Raw genomic sequence first — 18,413 nt, 5'->3', positions numbered from 1 at the left:
AATCAGCAGCAGGAATTGATGCAAGCGAGTGATCCTCGCGCGCGTCCACAGCAGTCTCGCAGGTCTACAGATCAATCATTCAAGCGGGCTTCATAACAGAGGAGATGAACATGAAACTTAAGACAATGGCATTGGCCGTCACTACCGCGGCTGCAGCATTTTCGTTTGCGACACCGGCATCGGCACAGATCTCCGGCGACGTGATCAAGATCGGTTTCATCACCGACATTTCGGGCGTGTACTCCGACATCGACGGTCAGGGCGGCGCGGAAGCCATCAAGATGGCAATCGCCGACATGGGCGGCGCCATCAACGGCAAGAAGATCGAACTGCTGGTCGCGGATCACCAGAACAAGGCCGACGTCGCCGCCAGCAAGGCGCGCGAATGGTTTGATCAGCAGGGCGTGGATGTGCTGATCGGTGGTACCAATTCCGGCACAGCGCTGGCGACTGCCAAGATCGCTGCGGAAAAGAAAAAGGTCTACATCCAGGTCGGCGCCGGTTCGGCCCGTCTGACCAATGAAGAATGCTCGCCGTACACCGTGCACTACGCTTACGACACCGTGGCGCTGGCCAAGGGTACGGGTTCGGCGGTGGTGAAGCAGGGCGGCAAGAACTGGTTCTTCCTGACGGCCGACTATGCCTTCGGTCATTCTCTGGAAGCGGACACCAGCACCGTGGTCAAGGCATCGGGCGGCACCGTGGTGGGCGCCGTGCGCCACCCGCTGGGCGCATCCGACTTCTCGTCCTTCCTGCTGCAGGCGCAATCGTCCAAGGCCCAGATCATCGGTCTGGCCAATGCCGGCGGCGACTTCATCAACTCGGTCAAGGCCGCCAATGAATTCGGCATCACCAAGACCGCCAAGCTGGCCGGTCTGCTGGTGTTCATCAACGACATTCACTCGCTGACGCCGAAGCTGACCCAAGGTCTGTATCTGACCGACAGCTGGTATTGGGACGCCAATGAAGAAACCCGCAAGTGGTCCAAGCGCTTCTTCGAAATCCGCAAGAAAATGCCATCCAGCCTGCAAGCTGCCGATTACTCCTCGGCCATGCAATATCTGATGGCGGTGAAGGCCATCGGTAGCGATGACTCGGACAAGGTCATGGCGCAGCTGCGCAAGACCAAGTTCAACGACATGTACCAGAAGAACGGTTATCTGCGTGCCGACGGCCGCGTGATGCACGACATGTATCTGTATCAGGTCAAGGCGCAGGCCGATTCCAAGTACCCATGGGATTACTACAAGCTGGTGGAAACCATCCCGGCCGAACAGGCCTGGACCACCAAGGCTGAATCCAAGTGCGCAGCCTGGAAATAAGCCGGCGCTGATGGTTTGATGGACTGACGGCCGTGATGTTGTTCTGAGCGATCTTTGGATTGAATTCAGACGGCGTCACGGCCGGCTTCACGATCCAGGTTTTGCGTACTTCTATAGTTGCTTTAAAGAAATTACAGGCAATTCATTCTCTGCTTTTGCGCCATGGCTGTTTAGCTGCATAGCTGTTCGCTACCCGCTCACTCTTTCTGGATGAACGAGTTTTATGGAAATTTTCGGCATACCCTTGCAAGCCTTCCTGAGCCAGCTCCTGCTGGGACTGGTCAACGGCTCTTTCTACGCGATGCTGTCGCTCGGGCTGGCGGTCATCTTCGGCCTGCTCAATGTGATCAACTTCGCGCACGGCACCTTGTACATGCTGGGCGCGTTCGCCGCATGGTTAGGGCTGACCTATTTCAATCTGAATTACTGGGTGATGCTGATCCTGGCGCCGATTCTGGTCGGCCTGTTCGGCATCATTATCGAGAAGACCATGCTGCGCTGGCTGTACAAGCTGGATCACCTGTATGGCCTGCTGCTGACCTTCGGCATCACTCTGATGGTGGAGGGCATCTTCCGCTCGATCTACGGCGTCTCAGGCCAGCCTTATTCGGTGCCTGACGCCTTGCAGGGTGCCACCAATCTGGGCTTCATGGTGCTGCCGAATTATCGCGCCTGGGTCGTGGTGGCTTCGATCGTGGTGTGCTTCTCGACCTGGTTCGTGATCGAAAAGACCCGCCTTGGCGCCTACCTGCGCGCCGGCACCGAGAACCCGAAACTGGTGGAAGCCTTCGGCATCAACGTGCCGCTGATGGTGACCTTGACCTATGGCTTCGGCGTTGCGCTGGCCGCCTTTGCCGGCGTGCTGGCGGCACCGGTGATCCAGGTCTCGCCGCTGATGGGTTCCAATCTGATCATCGTGGTGTTCGCGGTGGTGGTGATCGGCGGCATGGGCTCCATCCTCGGCTCCATCGTTACCGGCCTCGGCCTCGGCGTGGTTGAAGGCCTGACCCGGGTGTTCTACCCGGAATTGTCGGCCACCGTGGTGTTCATCATTATGGCGATCGTTCTGATGATTCGCCCGGCCGGCTTGTTCGGCAAAGAGAAATAAGACCGGAGACGCTGCATGAACAAGAAAATCGGAATTGTCGTTTTATTAATTCTTGCGCTGGCCGCACCCTTCGGGCTGTATCCGGTGTTCCTGATGAAGATGCTGTGCTTTGCATTGTTTGCCTGCGCCTTCAATCTGCTGATCGGCTACACCGGTCTGCTGTCCTTCGGTCACGCTGCCTTCTTCGGCTCAGCCGGTTATGTTGCCGGTCACGCGTTGAAGGTCTGGGGTCTGCCGACCGAACTGGGACTGATCGCGGGCACCGCAGTGGGCGCCTTCATCGGCCTGATCATGGGCTTGCTGGCGATTCGCCGGCAGGGGATTTACTTCACCATGATCACGCTGGCGCTGGCACAGATGCTGTTCTTCGTTGCCCTGCAGGCGCCGTTCACCGGTGGCGAAGATGGGCTGCAAGGCGTACCGCGCGGCAAGCTGCTGGGCGTGATCGATCTGTCCAGCGACATGACGCTGTACTACGTGGTGCTGGCGATTGCCATCATCGGTTTCTCGCTGATCGTGCGCACCATCAATTCGCCGTTCGGCCAGGTGCTCAAGGCGATCAAGGAAAACGAACCACGCGCCATCTCGCTCGGCTATGACGTTGACCGTTACAAACTGCTGGCCTTTGTGCTGTCCGCAGCGCTGACCGGTCTGGCCGGCGCCACCAAGACGCTGGTGCTGGGCTTCGAAACCCTGACCGATGTGCACTGGAGCATGTCCGGGCTGGTGGTGCTGATGACCTTGGTCGGCGGCCTGGGCACCATCATCGGTCCTATCGTCGGCGCCGTGATCATCATCATGCTGGAAAACAAGCTCGGCGATATCGGTAACTGGCTGGCCAGCGTGACGCACATCGAGTGGTTCAGCACCCTGGGTGATTCGGTCACCATCGTGACCGGCTTCATCTTCATCGTTTGCGTGCTGGCCTTCCGTCGCGGCATCGTCGGTGAAATTCTGGCGCTGGCCAAACGCGGTGGACCAAAGAGCAGTAGTGCGGGTCACTGATCCTTGACCTGATCGCGATATGTAGGAGTTGTTGATCTCCTTAAAAGTTAAAGAACTGGGTTTTACCGTTACCGCCGGCATTCATCGAAAGATGATTCCCGGCGGTAATTTTTTGTGGACTACGGATTTCTCCGATTTGAATAGAGAATTTCCTAAAAAATTTGCGATGTTTTTGGGGTAGGCCTGGGTATAGGGAAGAAAAGTCATTTTTTATTTCAAATTCTTCGCAGGCATTTTCCTTGGCCGTCATTTTTTAAAAATCCGAAAAGAACAGATACGCATTCTTTTGCCTGAATCTGTTACGGATCGTCTTCAGGCCGACGCGGTAAAATGGCGCGCCTTGTGGATATGCCGTTTTTGATGAGCGACTGTCTATCCCGATTTCCTTATTTCCTCGAAAGTAGTGCATGCAAGTAGCAGTGGTTTTCAAGCAGGTGGTGATCCATGCCTGACTATCTGATCTTATGTGCCGGCGCATTCGTCGCCGGATTGATTGATGCAGTGGTGGGCGGAGGAGGGCTGGTGCTGATTCCGACCTTGTTTTCAGTCTTCCCGAATACGGCACCCGCGACGCTGCTGGGCACCAACAAGGTCGCCGGCGTGATGGGCACCAGTGCTGCAGCCATCAATTTCGCCCGTCGCGTGGCGATACAGTGGAGTGCTGCGACGCCGGCAGCGATCACGGCATTTGCCTTGTCCTTTCTTGGGGCCTATGTTGTCACCCACATCCCGACCGAGCTGATCCGTAAGGCGCTGCCTTTTGTATTGATAGCGGTGGCGGTTTACACCTTGAAGAAGAAGGACTTCGGCCAGACGCACGCGCCTACACTGAGCGGCCGGCGTGAGATGTTGTATGCCATGTTGATAGGCGGGGGCGTAGGGTTCTATGACGGCGTCTTCGGCCCGGGCACCGGCAGTTTCTTGGTTTTCCTGTTCGTGCGCGTGTTCGGCTACGACTTCCTGTCGGCTTCCGCCGTGTCCAAGGTTGTCAACATCGCGACCAATCTGGCGGCCTTATGCTGGTTCAGCTACAGCGGGCACGTGATCTGGCAGCTGGGTTTCATGATGGCGATCTTTAATATCGCGGGTTCGCTGGTGGGCACCAAGCTTGCGATAAAACACGGCAGCGCATTTGTACGCAAGCTGTTCCTGTTTGTCGTGACGGCTTTGATTTTGAAGAGTGGTTACGATGCCTTCTTGCGTTAAAACGAGACCGATATGTTTCACGTGAAACAGCTCAGAATGATTGATTCAGTCTGATTTAAAAAGCGAGGCAGAAATGTTTCGCTTTTTTTATGTGTGTCAGCGTGGCAATTTCAGCGCTACTTTTTGCACCGAATTCTCGCTTACTGTTTCACGTGAAACAGCGAGGAGGGCTCTGTCGAGGATATTGGCATGACGAGGCGATAGCTGTTTTGTATCGCGACAAGGCGATTTCAACCTCCTGCGCCAAGCTCATCTTGTGCAGATATGCGACGCTGATTGGCCTCGTCAGCGGCGATACCAGGCAGTAAACGCGGGGTGCATTCATACCTGTCTCGAAAAGACTTTATAATCTCGCCTCTGTTCACGCTCCCCACCGAGGCGCACCATGCTATTTCCTACCGAATTTGATGTCATCGTTGTTGGCGGCGGCCATGCCGGCACTGAAGCTGCGCTGGCTTCTGCGCGCATGGGGCAGAAGACTTTGCTGCTGACCCACAATATCGAAACCTTGGGCCAGATGTCCTGCAATCCATCGATTGGCGGCATTGGCAAAGGGCATCTGGTCAAGGAAGTGGACGCCATGGGCGGCGCGATGGCGATTGCCACGGACGAAGCAGGCATCCAGTTTCGCATTCTCAATTCATCCAAAGGCCCGGCCGTGCGCGCGACCCGCGCCCAGGCCGACCGCATTCTGTACAAGCAGGCGATCCGTTCACGTCTGGAAAATCAGCCTAATCTGTGGCTGTTTCAGCAGGCGGTCGACGATCTGATGGTCGAGGGCGACCGCGTGACCGGCGCCGTGACCCAGGCCGGTATCCGTTTTCAGGGCAGGGCGGTGGTGCTGACTGCAGGTACTTTCCTGGACGGCAAAATCCACGTCGGCCTCAGCAATTACGCCGGCGGTCGCGCCGGCGATCCACCGGCAGTGTCCTTGTCGGCGCGTCTGAAAGAATTGAAGCTGCCGCAAGGCCGTCTGAAAACCGGCACGCCGCCGCGCATCGACGGTCGTAGCATCAACCTCGCCGCGCTGGAAGAACAGCCGGGCGACTTTGATCCGATTCCGGTGTTCTCGGTGATGGGCAATGCCGCCATGCATCCCAGACAAATGCCTTGCTGGATTACTCATACCAACGCCCAGACCCACGACATCATCCGCGCCGGTCTGGATCGCAGCCCGATGTACACCGGCGTGATCGAAGGCGTCGGCCCGCGCTACTGCCCGTCGATTGAAGACAAGATTCATCGCTTCGCCGGCAAGGACTCACACCAGATCTATCTGGAGCCGGAAGGCCTGACGACGAACGAGTTTTACCCCAACGGCATTTCCACCAGCCTGCCCTTCGACGTGCAGCTGGCGCTGGTGCGGTCGATGCGCGGCATGGAAAACGCCCACATCCTGCGTCCCGGTTATGCCATCGAATACGATTATTTCGACCCGCGCGGCCTCAAGGCTTCGCTGGAAACGCGCCAGGTCCAAGGTCTGTTCTTCGCCGGCCAGATCAACGGCACCACCGGCTACGAAGAAGCCGCAGCCCAGGGCATGCTGGCCGGACTGAATGCAGCCTTGCAGACGCAGGGCCGCGAAGCCTGGACCCCGCGCCGCGATGAGGCCTACCTCGGTGTGCTGGTGGATGATCTGGTGACGCAGGGCGTGCAAGAGCCTTATCGCATGTTCACCAGCCGCGCCGAATATCGCCTCAGCCTGCGCGAAGACAATGCCGATCTGCGCCTGACCGAAATCGGCCGCAAGCTGGGTTGTGTCGGCGACGCCCAGTGGGAAGTGTTCGAGCGCAAGCGCGAAGCCGTGGCGCGCGAGCTGGAGCGCCTGAAGTCAACCTGGGTCAATCCGCGCATCGTGCCGGAAGCCGAAGCCGAACGTGTGCTCGGCCGCTCCATCGAGCGTGAATACAATCTGGTCGATCTGCTGCGTCGTCCGAATGTGAACTATGAATTGCTGATGAGCCTGAGCGGCGCCGAAGGTCAGGCGCTGGCCGGTCCCGGTGTGGAAGACGACGCTGTGCGCGAACAGGTCGAAATCCAGATCAAATACGCCGGCTATATCGACCGGCAGGCGCGCGAAGTCGGTCGTCACGAACACAATGAAAATCTGAAGCTGCCGCTGGAGCTGGATTACATGGAAGTGCAGGCGCTGTCCATCGAAGTCCGCCAGAAACTGAACAAGCACAAGCCGGAAACCCTGGGCCAGGCCTCGCGCATCTCCGGCGTGACGCCTGCCGCCTTGTCGTTGTTGCTGGTGCACCTGAAGAAGGGCGGTCTGAAATTGCAGACCGCAGCCGAAGCCGGCGCTCCAGGCAGCGAGACTTCAACCGGACAGGCGGCTTAAGATGCAGATGGCAACAACGCAGACTCCTGAACAAATGGCGCAGGTGCTGGAACAGGGCGCCAAGGCGCTGGGCCTGCAACTGAGTCCGGCGCAGCAACAGAAACTGCTGGCGTATCAGGCCTTGCTGGCCAAATGGAACAAGGTCTACAACCTGACCGCCTTGCGCGATCCGGCCCAGATGATGACGCATCACCTGCTGGATTCGCTGGCGGCGGTCGCGGCATTTGCCGGCGCGCAGCGCGTACTGGACGTCGGCGCCGGCGGCGGTTTACCCGGCATCGTGCTGGCCATCTGGGCAGCCGAAGCCGAGCCGCAGATGCAGATCACGCTGGTCGACACGGTGCAAAAGAAGACGGCGTTCCTGACGCAGGTGAAGGCCGAGCTGAGTCTGAGCAATGTCAGCGTGATCCATGCCCGCGTCGAAGAGTTGCCGCATGAGCAACAGTTCGACGTGATCACTTCGCGCGCCTTTGCGGAACTCAAAGACTTCATCGACTGGTCGAACCACCTGTTGCAGCAGGGCGGACATTTCCTCGCGCTCAAGGGTGTGCTGCCGCAAGCGGAAATCGACCGGCTCCCGTCCGGCTGGCAGGTCAGCAAGATTCAGGCCTTGCAAGTGCCGGGGCTGGATGCGGAGCGGCATTTGATTTTTATAAACAGAATTGCTTTATAGAAAGAATTGCCAGATGAACTCACAAACAATATCAAAACTTTCTAAAATTACTCAAGTTGCCCGCAAGGCCGTGCAGCCTTTGCTGCTGACGGCAGCCCTGAGCGGCGTGCTGGGCCTGTTTCTCGCGGCAGCGCCGGCAGTGCAGGCCCAGGAAGTCAAAACCGTGCCCAGCGTCGATCTCAAGCGTTATGTCGGCAAATGGTACGAGATTGCCAAATTCCCCAACACCTTCCAGAAGCAATGCATCTCCGGCACCACCGCTGAATACCGGGCGCGTGATGACGGCGATATCGACGTCGTCAATCGCTGCACCACCGGCAAGGGCGCAGACGAGGCCCAGGGCTTGGCCAAAGTGGTCGCCGGCAGTAACAACGCCAAGCTGCAGGTGCGCTTCGCTCCCGCCTGGCTGTCGTGGTTTCCGATGGTCTGGGGCGATTACTGGATCATGGAGCTCGACCCCAATTACACGCTGGTGACGGTCGGCACGCCCTCGCGCGATTACCTGTGGATTCTGTCGCGGACGCCGACCATCTCGCCTGAGCAATACGAGAATGCGGTGAACAACGCCACCAAGCAGGGCTTCGACACCTCGCGGCTGGTGAAGACAGTGCAGGCGCCGGAATAAGCGGCAGCGGCAACAAGAAACCGCACACACATACAAGCATCAACGGATGCCCTTGGAAGGGCACAGGAGACATCATGCAGGCCCTCTTTCATTCCATCGGCGTCACCGATATCTGGCAACTGATCGCCGCCACCATGGTGTTTCTGCTGCTGCCCGGGCCCGGTACCTTCTGTGTGCTGACCTGTTCGGCCAAGCATGGTCTGCGCGGTGGATTTACGGCGATGGCCGGTTTGATGCTGGGCGATATCGTGCTGATGTTTCTGGCGGCGATCGGCGTGGCGGCACTGTTGCACGCCAATCCGCTGCTGTTCAAAGGCATGCAATATCTGGGCGCGGCCTATCTGGCTTACCTCGGCCTGCGCCTGCTGTTTGCAAGAGGCGAAGGCGGTGGTACAGTCGTACCCTTTTCCAACGCGGCGGATTTCCGGCGCGGCTTTCTGGTGACGCTGATCAACCCGAAAGCAATCGTGTTCTACATGGCGTTTTTCCCGCTGTTCATCGATCCGGCCACGCAGCAAGGCGCGCTGACTTTCGTCACGATGGGCGCCGTGATCTGCTGCTGCACCCTGTTCTACGGCACGCTGCTGGTACTGGCGGGTAACGCCGCCGCGCGCCGTCTGTCGCGCAATCGCACCATCGCCACGCTGGCCTCGCGCGCGGCCGGTGTATTCCTGATCGGCTTCGGCATCAAATTGACTACTCAATAAAAAGACTATGGCTAAAATTTTTTGCGTCGCCAATCAAAAGGGCGGCGTCGGTAAAACCACCACAGCAGTCAATCTCGCCGCCGGTCTGGCGCAACTCGAGCAACGTGTTTTGCTGGTCGACCTCGATCCCCAGGGTAATGCCACCATGGGCGCCGGCATCAACAAGTCGACGCTGGAAGGTTCGATCTACGAAGTGCTGCTCGGCATGGCCGACATCAAAAGCGTGCGCAAGACCTCGGAAGCAGGGCGCTTCGACGTGCTGCCGGCCAATCGCGAACTGGCCGGCGCAGAAGTCGAAATGGTGGAGCTTGAAGAGCGCGAATCGCGCCTCAAGAACGCCTTCGCCGCCGTCGCCGACGACTACGATTTCATCCTGGTCGATTGCCCGCCGGCGCTGTCGATGCTGACCCTCAACGGCCTGTGCGCGGCGCATGGCGTGATCATTCCGATGCAGTGCGAGTACTACGCGCTGGAAGGTCTGTCCGACCTGGTCAACACCATCAAAAAAGTGCACGCCAAGCTCAATCCCGACCTCAAGGTGATCGGTCTGCTGCGCGTGATGTTCGACCCGCGCATGACGCTGTCGCAGCAGGTTTCCGAGCAGCTGGAACAGCACTTCGGCGACAAGGTCTTCAAGACCGTCATCCCGCGCAACGTGCGTCTGGCGGAAGCGCCGTCCTACGGTCTGCCGGGCGTGACCTTCGATCCCGCATCCAAGGGTGCGCAAGCCTACATCGCGTTCGGCGCGGAAATGGTGGAGCGCATCAAGACGCTGTAAGCGAGGGCAAGGTCCTTCGGCGGCGTCTCTTTTTTCAGGTAATTTTCATGGCAACACATATGGCAACCAAAAAATCCAAAGGTCTGGGACGCGGTCTCGATGCATTGCTCGGCGGCTCTTCCGACATCACCGAAGAAGCGCAGGCGAGCCCCGGCCTGCCGACCGTGATGCCGGTCACCGAACTGCAGGCCGGCAAATACCAGCCGCGCAGCCGCATGGACGAAGGCGCGCTCAATGAACTGGCCGCATCGATCAAGGAACAGGGGCTGCTGCAGCCGATTCTGATCCGCGCCATCGGCCAGAAGAACGGCAAGGACGTGTACGAAATCATCGCCGGCGAACGCCGCTTCCGCGCGGCCAAGATCGCCGGCCTGAGCGAAGTGCCGGTGCTGGTGAAGAACGTCGACGATCAGACCACCGCCGCCATGGCGCTGATCGAAAACATGCAGCGCGAAGACCTGAATCCGCTGGAAGAAGCGCAGGGCATTCATCGCCTGATCACCGACTTCAGCTTCACGCACGAGCAGGCGGCGGTGGCCGTGGGCCGTTCGCGCAGTGCGGTGTCTAATCTGCTGCGTCTGCTGAATCTGGCCAAGCCGGTGCAGACCATGCTGATGGCCGGCGACATCGACATGGGCCACGCCCGCGCCTTGCTGGTGGTCGATTCAGCGACGCAGATTCAGCTGGCCAATCAGATCGTCGCCAAGCGCATGTCGGTGCGCGACGCCGAGAAACTGGTGACGCGCACCACGGCCGAACAAGCCGCCAGCAAGCCGCGCGACGGCAAGGAAAAGTCGCGCGACATCACGCGTCTGGAAGAAGAATTGTCCGACCTGCTGGCGACCCAGGTGGCGATCAAGACCGGGGCCAAGAACAAGGGCCAGCTGATCATCAACTTCGCCGATCTGGATGCGCTGGACGGCGTCATCACGCGTCTGCGCGGAGATGCCGTGGAGTCGTGATGCAGGCGTTGAGCGAATATTGAATAAAGGAAAAAGGCGCACCGAGGTGCGCCTTTTTCATGGTCAGACTGCACCCTGTCAGAACGAGCGTTGAATATCCGAACGCGGCGGCAATTGATAGGCCCAGGTCTCGGTCAGCGTGCGGTCGCCGTTGAGCAAGGCGGCGCGCATCTCAACCGGCTGCGCCACGTTCTTGACCTTGATGCGCAGCGTCAGGCGCCAGCCGCCGGTGGCCGGATTCGGCTGCAGTTGCGTGTCCAGTACTTCGGCATTGGCATCCACGCTGATCTGCGGACGCAGTCTGGCATCGGCCGGCAATTTGCTCAGCACCGGTCCGGTGAAGTCGACCAGAAATGCGGTCGAACCATCGAAGTGGCGGATCAGATTGGCCTGCGTCAGTTCGCCGTCGGTATGCAAGGTCTGCTTGACCCATGCCACCTCATTTTTCAGCAGCGCCGCTTCATCGGTGGTCCAGTGAATGCGGTAATCGAATTGCAGCGGCACGCCCTTGGCCGGCAATTCGGCCGGCAGCCAATAGGCCACGATATTGTCGTTGGTCTCATCGGCGGTCGGGATTTCAACCAGCTGCACCGCGCCCTTGCCCCAGTCGCCCTTGGGTTCGATCCAGGCGCTCGGGCGCAGATCGTAGCGGTCCTTCAGATCCTCGAAATTGGAAAACTCGCGGCCGCGTTGCAGCAGGCCGAAGCCCTTGGGATTGTTGACCTGGAAGCTGCTGACTTCAACGTTCTGCGGATCGTTGAGCGGCCGCCACAGCCATTCGCCGCTGCCGGTGTGGATCGCCAGACCGTTGGAGTCGTGGATCGCCGGACGGAAGTTGCGCTTGCTCGATTGCTGATTGGGGCCGAACAGGAACATGCTGGTCAGCGGCGCGATGCCGAGGCGGCCGACTTCGCCGCGCAGGAACACGCGCGCCTGCACATCCAGCAGCGCGTCCTGGCCCGGCGTCAGCACGAACTTGTAGGCGCCGGTGGCGCGCGGCGAATTGAGCAGGGCGTAGAAAGTCAGTTGCTTGTCGCGCGGGTTGGGGCGCTGCACCCAGAATTCGGTGAAGTGCGGGAATTCCTCGCCGCTCTGCAGCGCGGTGTCGATGGCCAGTCCGCGCGCCGACAGGCCGTAGATCTGATCCTTGCCGATCACGCGGAAATAGCTGGCGCCGAGCAGACTCATGATCTCGTCGTCCTTGCCGGGCTTGTTGATCGGATACAGCACGCGGAAGCCGGCATAGCCCAGCGTCGAGGTCACGCTGCGATCGAAGGAGAGATCGCCGAAGTCGAAGCGGTCCGGACCGTATTTGATCTGATCCACCGCCGGGCCCACGATCTCATTGATCTGCACCGGCGTATTGAACTGCATGCCCTGATGATAGAAGCCCAGCTTGAACGGCGTCTTCTGGTTGCGCCATTCGAATTTCTCGCTGCGCGGCTGGATCTTCATGTAATCGGCAAACTGCATGCTGCTGAAGGCCGGCGGCAGATTGCTGACCGGAGTGACATAGGGCTGATCCACCAGCGCCTTGGCCCTGGCCGCCACGTCTTCCAGCGAAAAGGCATGCGCCTGCGTGCTCAGCAGGCTGCCGGCCGCCAGCAGCGATGCCGAAAGGAAGGGAAGGGTCTTGCGCGGGAAAAGCTTGAACACATTGAAAGTCACAAATTTCTCCATGAAGGGATACAGGCACTCTGACGTTGTAAGGCGCACATCGTTGCACATTGCTTTGCGGCATCAAAGTCTGAGCTTGTGCCCTGCAAAAAAGCAAAACAGAATAATATAGCGAACCGTCCATGCCGTTGGCGCGTCATAGAAGAAGTAAATCAGCAACAAGTGAGCAATAACGAGACCCCGCGCCATGGTTTGCCGCGTATTTGCCCGGTCCGGCGCCGCCCGTGACCCGGCCAAATTTCCCGCGAGCCGTATCCGAACACCGTTTCCATGCTGCGACGTGCTCCCGCAAGGAGCACGCCGTCTGCCAAGTTTTGCAATGAGAGGAATGCATCTGTGCCCATGAAATACTCCGCCACGTCGTCCGTTGTCGCCCGAACGCCTCACCATCAGCGCTTTACCGCCCTGGCTTCCGTGCTGCTCATCGCCGGTCTGCTGACCAGTTTCGCGCCCGACGCACAGGCTCAGGCCAATCCGGCGCTGCTCAAGGACAAGGCCGCTTTCGTCAACGATCTGATGAAGCAGATGACGCTGGATGAAAAAATCGGCCAGTTGCGGCTGGTCAGCATCGGTCCCGAGATGCCGGCCAAGAAGCTGGCCGATGAAATCGCTGCCGGCCGCGTCGGCGGCACCTTCAATTCGGTCACGCGCAAGGACAATCGTCCGCTGCAGGACGGCGCCATGCGCTCGCGCCTGAAGATCCCGATCTTCTTCGCCTACGACGTGATCCACGGCCATCGCACCACCTTCCCGATCGGCCTCGGTCTGGCCTCGGCCTGGGATCTCGATGCAGTCGCCACCGCCATGCGCACCTCGGCCAATGAAGCGGCGGCCGACGGTCTCGACATGACCTTCGCACCGATGGTCGACATCAGCCGCGATCCGCGCTGGGGTCGTACTTCGGAAGGCTTCGGCGAAGATCCGTATCTGGTGTCGCGCATCGCCGAAGTCTCGGTGCGTGCGCTGCAGGGCGAGCAGAAACCGATTGCCGCCGACCGCGTGATGGCCAGCGTCAAGCACTTCGCGCTGTATGGCGCAGTCGAGGGCGGACGCGACTACAACGTGGTCAACATGGATCCGATGCGCATGTACAACGACTACCTGCCGCCTTATCGCGCCGCGGTGGATGCCGGCGCCGGTGCCGTGATGGTCGCGCTCAATTCCATCAATGGCACGCCGGCCACCTCCAACACCTGGCTGCTGCAGGATCTGCTGCGCAAGGACTGGGGTTTCAAGGGCCTGACGGTGAGCGATCACGGCGCCATCACCGAGCTGGTCAATCACGGCGTGGCGCATGACGAAACCGAAGCGGCGCAACTGGCGATCAAGGCCGGCACCGACATGAGCATGGCCGATCAGGTGTATCTCGGCCAGTTGCCGGGGCTGCTGAAGTCCGGCAAGGTGGCCCAGCAGGATCTGGATAATGCCGTGCGCGAAATCCTCGACGCCAAGTACGACATGGGCCTGTTCCACGATCCTTATCTGCGCATCGGCCGCGCCGATGGCGATCCGGCCGAGGTCAACGCCGAGAGTCGTCTGCATCGCGCCGCTGCGCGCCAGGTGGCGGCACAGTCCATGGTGCTGCTGGAAAACCGCAACGCCACGCTGCCGCTGAAAAAGGCCGGCAGCATCGCGCTGGTGGGCCCGCTGGCGGATTCGCACATCGACATGCTGGGCAGCTGGTCCGGCGCCGGCGTCGACAAGCAGACCATCACCCTGAAGCAGGGCCTGCAGGATGCTGTGGGCGACAAGGCCAAGCTGGTCTACGCACGCGGCGCCAACATCACCGACGACAAGCACATCGTCGATTACCTCAACTTCATGAACTGGGATGCGCCGGAAGTGGTGCAGGACAAACGCAGCCCGCAAGCGATGATCGCCGAGGCGGTCAGGGCGGCGCGCAAGGCCGACGTGGTGGTGGCGGCGGTGGGTGAATCGCGCGGCATGTCGCACGAATCCTCGAGCCGCACGCAACTGACTCTGCCGGACAGCCAGGTGGCCTTGCTCAAGGCGCTCAAGGCCACCGGCAAGCCGCTGGTGCTGGTGTTGATGAATGGCCGTCCGCTGGACCTCAACTGGGCGCGCGAGAACGCCTCCGCGATTCTGGAAACCTGGTACACCGGCACTGAAGGCGGTCATGCCATCGCCGATATTCTGTTCGGCGACGTCAATCCTTCGGGCAAATTGCCGATCACCTTCCCGCGTTCGGTCGGCCAGATCCCCAGCTATTACAACCATGCGCGTCTCGGTCGTCCCTTCACCGAAGGCAAGCCCGGCAATTACACCTCGCAGTACTACGAAGAACCGAACGGCCCGCTGTATCCCTTTGGCTATGGTCTGAGCTACACCGGCTTCAGCCTGTCCGGCGTGACGCTGTCGCAGTCCACGATGAAGGCCGACGGCAAGGTTGAGGCCAGCGTCACCGTGAAGAACACCGGCCAGCGCGACGGCGCCACCGTGGTGCAGCTCTACATCCGCGACGTGGCCGCGTCGGTGGTGCGTCCGGTCAAGGAGTTGAAGGACTTCCGCAAAGTCATGCTGAAGGCCGGCGAGCAGCAGGAAGTGCGCTTCGTGATTGACGCCAAAGCGCTGAAGTTCTACAACGCCAGGCTGGAACACGTGGCCGAGCCGGGTGAATTCCAGGTGCAGGTGGGGCTGGACTCCAAGGACGTGAAAGCGGCGTCGTTCACGCTGGAGTAAGCAGAACAAGTGGAGAAACGCCGGCCGGATTTTTTCCGCCGGCCAAAGAAAAGGGGCGCACCGAGGTGCGCCCCTTATGCATTCAGCCTGAAAAATAAATCATATAAACAATTGATGTGCACTCAGGCCCGCGGCTGGCAATTTCAGTCTTCCTCACCCAGAAAGCCGCCGCTCTGATGCGCCCACAGGCGCGCATACAGACCATTGAGCGCCAGCAGTTCGCTGTGGCTGCCTTGCTCCGCGATGCGGCCCTGATCCAGCACGATCAGCCTGTCCATCGCGGCGATGGTTGACAGGCGATGGGCGATGGCGACCACCGTCTTGCCTTGCATCAGCTTGTACAGGCTGGTCTGAATGGCCGCTTCCACTTCCGAGTCGAGCGCGCTGGTGGCTTCATCCAGCAGCAGGATCGGCGCATCTTTCAGCATCACGCGCGCAATCGCAATCCGCTGCCGCTGACCGCCCGACAGCTTCACGCCGCGCTCGCCGACATGGGCATCGTAACCGCGTCTATCCTTGGCATCGGCCAGCGTCTGGATGAAGTCATGCGCTTCGGCTCTCTCCGCCGCGGAGATCATATCGGCATCGACCGCATCCGGACGGCCGTAGAGGATGTTGTCGCGCACCGAGCGATGCAGCAACGAGGTGTCCTGCGTGACCATGCCGATCTGCGCGCGCAGGCTGTCTTGCGTGACGTGGGCGATGTCCTGGCCGTCGATCAGGATGCGGCCGTGTTCGATATCGTAAAAACGCAGCAGCAGATTGACGATGGTCGACTTGCCGGCGCCCGAACGCCCCACCAGACCGATCTTTTCACCGGGACGAATGGTCAGCCTGAGCTTGTCGATCACCGGCCGCACGGCGGCGCCGCCATAGCTGAAATCCACCTCTTCGAACACCAGCTCGCCCTGCTTCACCTGCAGCGGCACGGCGTCGTCGCGGTCTTTCACATCATGCGCGCGCGACAGCGTGTTGATGCCGTCCTGCACCGTGCCGACGTGTTCGAACAGCGCGGCCATTTCCCACATCACCCAGTGCGCGATGCCGTTCAGGCGCAGCGCCATGGCGGTTGCAGCCGCCACCGCACCGATGCCCAGCTGGCCTTGCGTCCACAAATACAGCGCGACGCCGGCGGTGCTGATGATGAGCAGCATGTTGAGCGAATGGTTGACGATTTCGAAGCCGCTGACCAGGCGCATCTGGTTGTTCACCGTCAGTAGAAATTCGCGCATCGCGCTGCGTGCATAGCCGGCTTCGCGGCCGGCATGCGAGAACAGTTTGACGGTGGCGATATTGGTATAGGCGTCGGTAATGCGCCCGGTCATCAGCGAACGCGCATCGGCCTGGCTGCGCGCCACCTTCGACAAGCGCGGCACGAAGTAGCGCAGCGCCACCGAGTAAGCCAGCAACCAGCCGATGAAGGGCAGCAGCATCCACAGATCGAAGCTGCCCACCACCGCGATCAGCGTGACGAAATAGATCACCACGAACACCAGAATGTCGCCGGTGATCATGCAGAAGTCGCGCACCGCCAGCGCCGTCTGCATCACCTTGGTGGCGACGCGGCCGGCGAATTCGTTCTGATAGAAGCTCATGCTCTGGCTCAGCATCAGGCGGTGGAAATTCCAGCGCAGCAGCATCGGGAAATTACCGGCCAGGGTCTGATGCTTGACCAGCGTCTGCAAGGCCACCAACAGCGGGCTGACCAGCAGGATCAGGCCCAGCCACATCAGATGCTCGCGCTGATGCGTCCACAACTGTGCCGGCTGCACGCTGCCCAGCCAGTCGACGATGCGGCCCATCATGGCGAACAGCAGCGCTTCAAACACGCCGATGATGGCGGTCATCAGCGTCATCGACGCAATGTAGCGGCGCACCCCATAAGTACAGAACCAGATGAATTGCATGAAGCCGCGCGGCGGCGGCACAGGGTGGTGATCGGGATAAGGGTGAATCAGTTTTTCAAACCAGGCGAACATGCAAACTCCAGAAGCGCCATGCCCGGGTGCATGAGAAAGGAAGAGAGCGGGGCTGAGCAGCAGCGCTTTTTTAAGTGCTCGGGAGCGGAAAGCGCGGCTTGGATTCTCAGGCAGGCAATTCATGCGGGCAAAAAGCAAGACCGACATTTTAACTTGGCGGGACTTTCGGAGCAGAAACCCGGAATCGGCGGAAATCCATTGAAACGCGGCGATTCAACATCAATTTTTTGAACAACGGATAAACGCTGTAAAAAATGTAAGACAAAGACTGTTGTCAGACTTGTTTTAAAGTGGATTTTTGGCAATTTTTAAGCATGCACGGCTTGCTTTGCCTCTTATTTAATCAAGCGACTTTTAGCTGCGCGCAATGACGGTTTTCAATGCGGGGAGATCGAGAGCCGAACCAGAAAACGGCATCACACGCAATGCGAGTGCACAATTGAACGGTGGGCTCAAAGACGATGGAACCGAGTGTTGCCGACCCGGTCACAACGCATCTTTCACACCTTGATCATGACGATCTTTGCGCGCAGCAATGCGTGTTCGGATTGCCATGTTTCTGCTGCTCCAATCTTTCTGTATTTTCTTGATTCATGACCGCCCATAATGACCGCCCATAACGCAATCGCATCAGCACTTTTTTCTCCTCAGGCGGAGTTGGCCGCCATCTTGTTACCGTTCGCATTTTCGACGGCCGAGGCCCATGTCGCGCCCGTAAAATCCGACGGCTCGCACGACCTCAGCCATCTTCAGCGCGTCTGGAAAAACGTCTGCGCAATACAAGCGCAGGAGGGCGGGGCGCTCGATGTTCTGCTGGCGGCGACGCTGCTGCATGACTGCGTACAGGTGGAGAAGAATTCGCCTCTGCGGGCGCAGGCTTCGCGTCTTTCCGGCGAGCGCGCCGCTGGCATTTTGCGCGAGCTGGATTGGTCGCAATCCAAGGTGGAGGCGACCGCGCATGCGATCGCCGCGCACAGCTTTTCTGCAGCCGTCAACGCAGAAACGCTGGAGGCCAGAATCCTGCAGGATGCCGATCGACTCGATGCCATCGGCATGGTCGGCGCAGCACGCTGCTTTTACACAGCGGGACGCATGGGGTCGGCGCTGTACGACCCGGCCGATCCCCTGGCCAGGTCGCGTGAACTCGACGACAGGCGTTTCGCGCTGGATCATTTCTTCACCAAGCTGCTGACTTTGTCCGACGGCTTCAAGACCAGCGCCGGCGCGGCTTTGGCGAGCAAGCGTCAGCAGCGACTGCAACGTTTCGTGGATGACATGCTGGAAGAAATCTGAGACCGGCAAGGCAAGTTGCCGGGCGCATCGCGCG

The 18,413-nt window shown here is 59.7% G+C and carries 15 protein-coding genes; 12 read left to right on the top strand and 3 right to left on the bottom strand.

Features of this window, described 5'->3' with window-relative positions; genetic code table 11:
* The first annotated feature begins 110 nt into the window (after window positions 1-110).
* From PQR62_RS22895 to PQR62_RS22885, 3 genes are all read left to right on the top strand, one after another.
* The gene (locus PQR62_RS22895) at window positions 111-1,322 is read left to right on the top strand and encodes an ABC transporter substrate-binding protein (RefSeq protein ID WP_408160376.1); all 1,212 of its coding nucleotides are present in this window, start codon (window positions 111-113) and stop codon (window positions 1,320-1,322) included.
* A gap of 223 nt (window positions 1,323-1,545) precedes the next feature.
* Window positions 1,546-2,430 (top strand): branched-chain amino acid ABC transporter permease, encoded by an 885-nt coding sequence (locus PQR62_RS22890; protein WP_408160375.1) that lies wholly within the window; start codon window positions 1,546-1,548, stop codon window positions 2,428-2,430.
* 15 nt (window positions 2,431-2,445) lie between these two features.
* The gene (locus tag PQR62_RS22885) at window positions 2,446-3,435 is read left to right on the top strand and encodes a branched-chain amino acid ABC transporter permease (protein ID WP_408160374.1); all 990 of its coding nucleotides are present in this window, start codon (window positions 2,446-2,448) and stop codon (window positions 3,433-3,435) included.
* Between the two features lie 40 nt (window positions 3,436-3,475).
* Here PQR62_RS22885 and PQR62_RS22880 read toward each other — a convergent pair whose 3' ends face one another.
* Complete coding sequence (locus tag PQR62_RS22880) at window positions 3,476-3,685, bottom strand: hypothetical protein (RefSeq protein ID WP_408160373.1); 210 nt, start codon at window positions 3,683-3,685, stop codon at window positions 3,476-3,478.
* A 194-nt stretch (window positions 3,686-3,879) separates the two neighbouring features.
* On the opposite strand from PQR62_RS22880, the gene PQR62_RS22875 reads away from it, so the two are divergent.
* The 7 genes from PQR62_RS22875 to PQR62_RS22845 all read left to right on the top strand — a co-directional run bounded on the left by PQR62_RS22875 (window position 3,880) and on the right by PQR62_RS22845 (window position 10,730).
* Window positions 3,880-4,641, top strand: coding sequence for a sulfite exporter TauE/SafE family protein (locus tag PQR62_RS22875; RefSeq protein WP_408160372.1), 762 nt, complete (start codon window positions 3,880-3,882; stop codon window positions 4,639-4,641).
* Between the two features lie 385 nt (window positions 4,642-5,026).
* Window positions 5,027-6,985, top strand: a complete 1,959-nt coding sequence (gene mnmG, locus PQR62_RS22870) for a tRNA uridine-5-carboxymethylaminomethyl(34) synthesis enzyme MnmG (protein WP_408160371.1) — start codon at window positions 5,027-5,029, stop codon at window positions 6,983-6,985.
* 7 nt (window positions 6,986-6,992) lie between these two features.
* Window positions 6,993-7,658 (top strand): 16S rRNA (guanine(527)-N(7))-methyltransferase RsmG, encoded by a 666-nt coding sequence (gene rsmG / locus PQR62_RS22865; RefSeq protein ID WP_408160426.1) that lies wholly within the window; start codon window positions 6,993-6,995, stop codon window positions 7,656-7,658.
* Window positions 7,659-7,728: 70 nt separating this feature from the next.
* Complete coding sequence (locus PQR62_RS22860) at window positions 7,729-8,283, top strand: lipocalin family protein (protein ID WP_408160369.1); 555 nt, start codon at window positions 7,729-7,731, stop codon at window positions 8,281-8,283.
* A 74-nt stretch (window positions 8,284-8,357) separates the two neighbouring features.
* The gene (gene leuE, locus PQR62_RS22855; protein WP_408160368.1) at window positions 8,358-8,990 is read left to right on the top strand and encodes a leucine efflux protein LeuE; all 633 of its coding nucleotides are present in this window, start codon (window positions 8,358-8,360) and stop codon (window positions 8,988-8,990) included.
* A gap of 7 nt (window positions 8,991-8,997) precedes the next feature.
* Window positions 8,998-9,768 carry a ParA family protein gene (locus tag PQR62_RS22850; protein WP_408160367.1) on the top strand — a complete coding sequence of 257 codons (771 nt, stop codon included), beginning with the start codon at window positions 8,998-9,000 and terminating at the stop codon, window positions 9,766-9,768.
* A gap of 59 nt (window positions 9,769-9,827) precedes the next feature.
* On the top strand, window positions 9,828-10,730 hold the full coding sequence (locus tag PQR62_RS22845) for a ParB/RepB/Spo0J family partition protein (protein WP_408160366.1): 903 nt from the start codon (window positions 9,828-9,830) through the stop codon (window positions 10,728-10,730).
* Between the two features lie 78 nt (window positions 10,731-10,808).
* Here PQR62_RS22845 and PQR62_RS22840 read toward each other — a convergent pair whose 3' ends face one another.
* Complete coding sequence (locus PQR62_RS22840) at window positions 10,809-12,410, bottom strand: glucan biosynthesis protein G (RefSeq protein WP_408160365.1); 1,602 nt, start codon at window positions 12,408-12,410, stop codon at window positions 10,809-10,811.
* A gap of 339 nt (window positions 12,411-12,749) precedes the next feature.
* Between PQR62_RS22840 and bglX the strand changes: the two genes are divergently transcribed.
* Window positions 12,750-15,107, top strand: a complete 2,358-nt coding sequence (gene bglX / locus PQR62_RS22835) for a beta-glucosidase BglX (protein ID WP_408160364.1) — start codon at window positions 12,750-12,752, stop codon at window positions 15,105-15,107.
* A 143-nt stretch (window positions 15,108-15,250) separates the two neighbouring features.
* Here bglX and PQR62_RS22830 read toward each other — a convergent pair whose 3' ends face one another.
* Window positions 15,251-17,086: an ABC transporter ATP-binding protein gene (locus PQR62_RS22830; RefSeq protein WP_408160363.1), complete on the bottom strand. Its 1,836-nt coding sequence runs from the start codon at window positions 17,084-17,086 to the stop codon at window positions 15,251-15,253.
* 606 nt (window positions 17,087-17,692) lie between these two features.
* Between PQR62_RS22830 and PQR62_RS22825 the strand changes: the two genes are divergently transcribed.
* The gene (locus PQR62_RS22825) at window positions 17,693-18,379 is read left to right on the top strand and encodes an HD domain-containing protein (RefSeq protein ID WP_408160362.1); all 687 of its coding nucleotides are present in this window, start codon (window positions 17,693-17,695) and stop codon (window positions 18,377-18,379) included.
* Window positions 18,380-18,413 lie beyond the last annotated feature (34 nt).

Source organism: Herbaspirillum lusitanum (genome assembly GCF_046025995.1).
Taxonomy (GTDB): Bacteria; Pseudomonadota; Gammaproteobacteria; order Burkholderiales; family Burkholderiaceae_D; genus Herbaspirillum; species Herbaspirillum lusitanum_A.
Note: the sequence above shows the minus strand (reverse complement) of the source record. Positions and strands in the feature narration are given on the sequence as shown.

What these genes read in the sequence shown, in the direction of transcription:
- PQR62_RS22895 (WP_408160376.1), top strand. Translation starts at nt 111, where the DNA reads ATGAAACTTAAGACAATGGCATTGGCCGTCACTACCGCGGCTGCAGCA.
- PQR62_RS22890 (WP_408160375.1), top strand. Translation starts at nt 1,546, where the DNA reads ATGGAAATTTTCGGCATACCCTTGCAAGCCTTCCTGAGCCAGCTCCTG.
- PQR62_RS22885 (WP_408160374.1), top strand. Translation starts at nt 2,446, where the DNA reads ATGAACAAGAAAATCGGAATTGTCGTTTTATTAATTCTTGCGCTGGCC.
- PQR62_RS22880 (WP_408160373.1), bottom strand. Translation starts at nt 3,685, where the DNA reads ATGACGGCCAAGGAAAATGCCTGCGAAGAATTTGAAATAAAAAATGAC.
- PQR62_RS22875 (WP_408160372.1), top strand. Translation starts at nt 3,880, where the DNA reads ATGCCTGACTATCTGATCTTATGTGCCGGCGCATTCGTCGCCGGATTG.
- mnmG (WP_408160371.1), top strand. Translation starts at nt 5,027, where the DNA reads ATGCTATTTCCTACCGAATTTGATGTCATCGTTGTTGGCGGCGGCCAT.
- rsmG (WP_408160426.1), top strand. Translation starts at nt 6,993, where the DNA reads ATGGCAACAACGCAGACTCCTGAACAAATGGCGCAGGTGCTGGAACAG.
- leuE (WP_408160368.1), top strand. Translation starts at nt 8,358, where the DNA reads ATGCAGGCCCTCTTTCATTCCATCGGCGTCACCGATATCTGGCAACTG.
- PQR62_RS22850 (WP_408160367.1), top strand. Translation starts at nt 8,998, where the DNA reads ATGGCTAAAATTTTTTGCGTCGCCAATCAAAAGGGCGGCGTCGGTAAA.
- PQR62_RS22845 (WP_408160366.1), top strand. Translation starts at nt 9,828, where the DNA reads ATGGCAACCAAAAAATCCAAAGGTCTGGGACGCGGTCTCGATGCATTG.
- PQR62_RS22840 (WP_408160365.1), bottom strand. Translation starts at nt 12,410, where the DNA reads ATGGAGAAATTTGTGACTTTCAATGTGTTCAAGCTTTTCCCGCGCAAG.
- bglX (WP_408160364.1), top strand. Translation starts at nt 12,750, where the DNA reads ATGAAATACTCCGCCACGTCGTCCGTTGTCGCCCGAACGCCTCACCAT.
- PQR62_RS22830 (WP_408160363.1), bottom strand. Translation starts at nt 17,086, where the DNA reads ATGTTCGCCTGGTTTGAAAAACTGATTCACCCTTATCCCGATCACCAC.
- PQR62_RS22825 (WP_408160362.1), top strand. Translation starts at nt 17,693, where the DNA reads ATGACCGCCCATAACGCAATCGCATCAGCACTTTTTTCTCCTCAGGCG.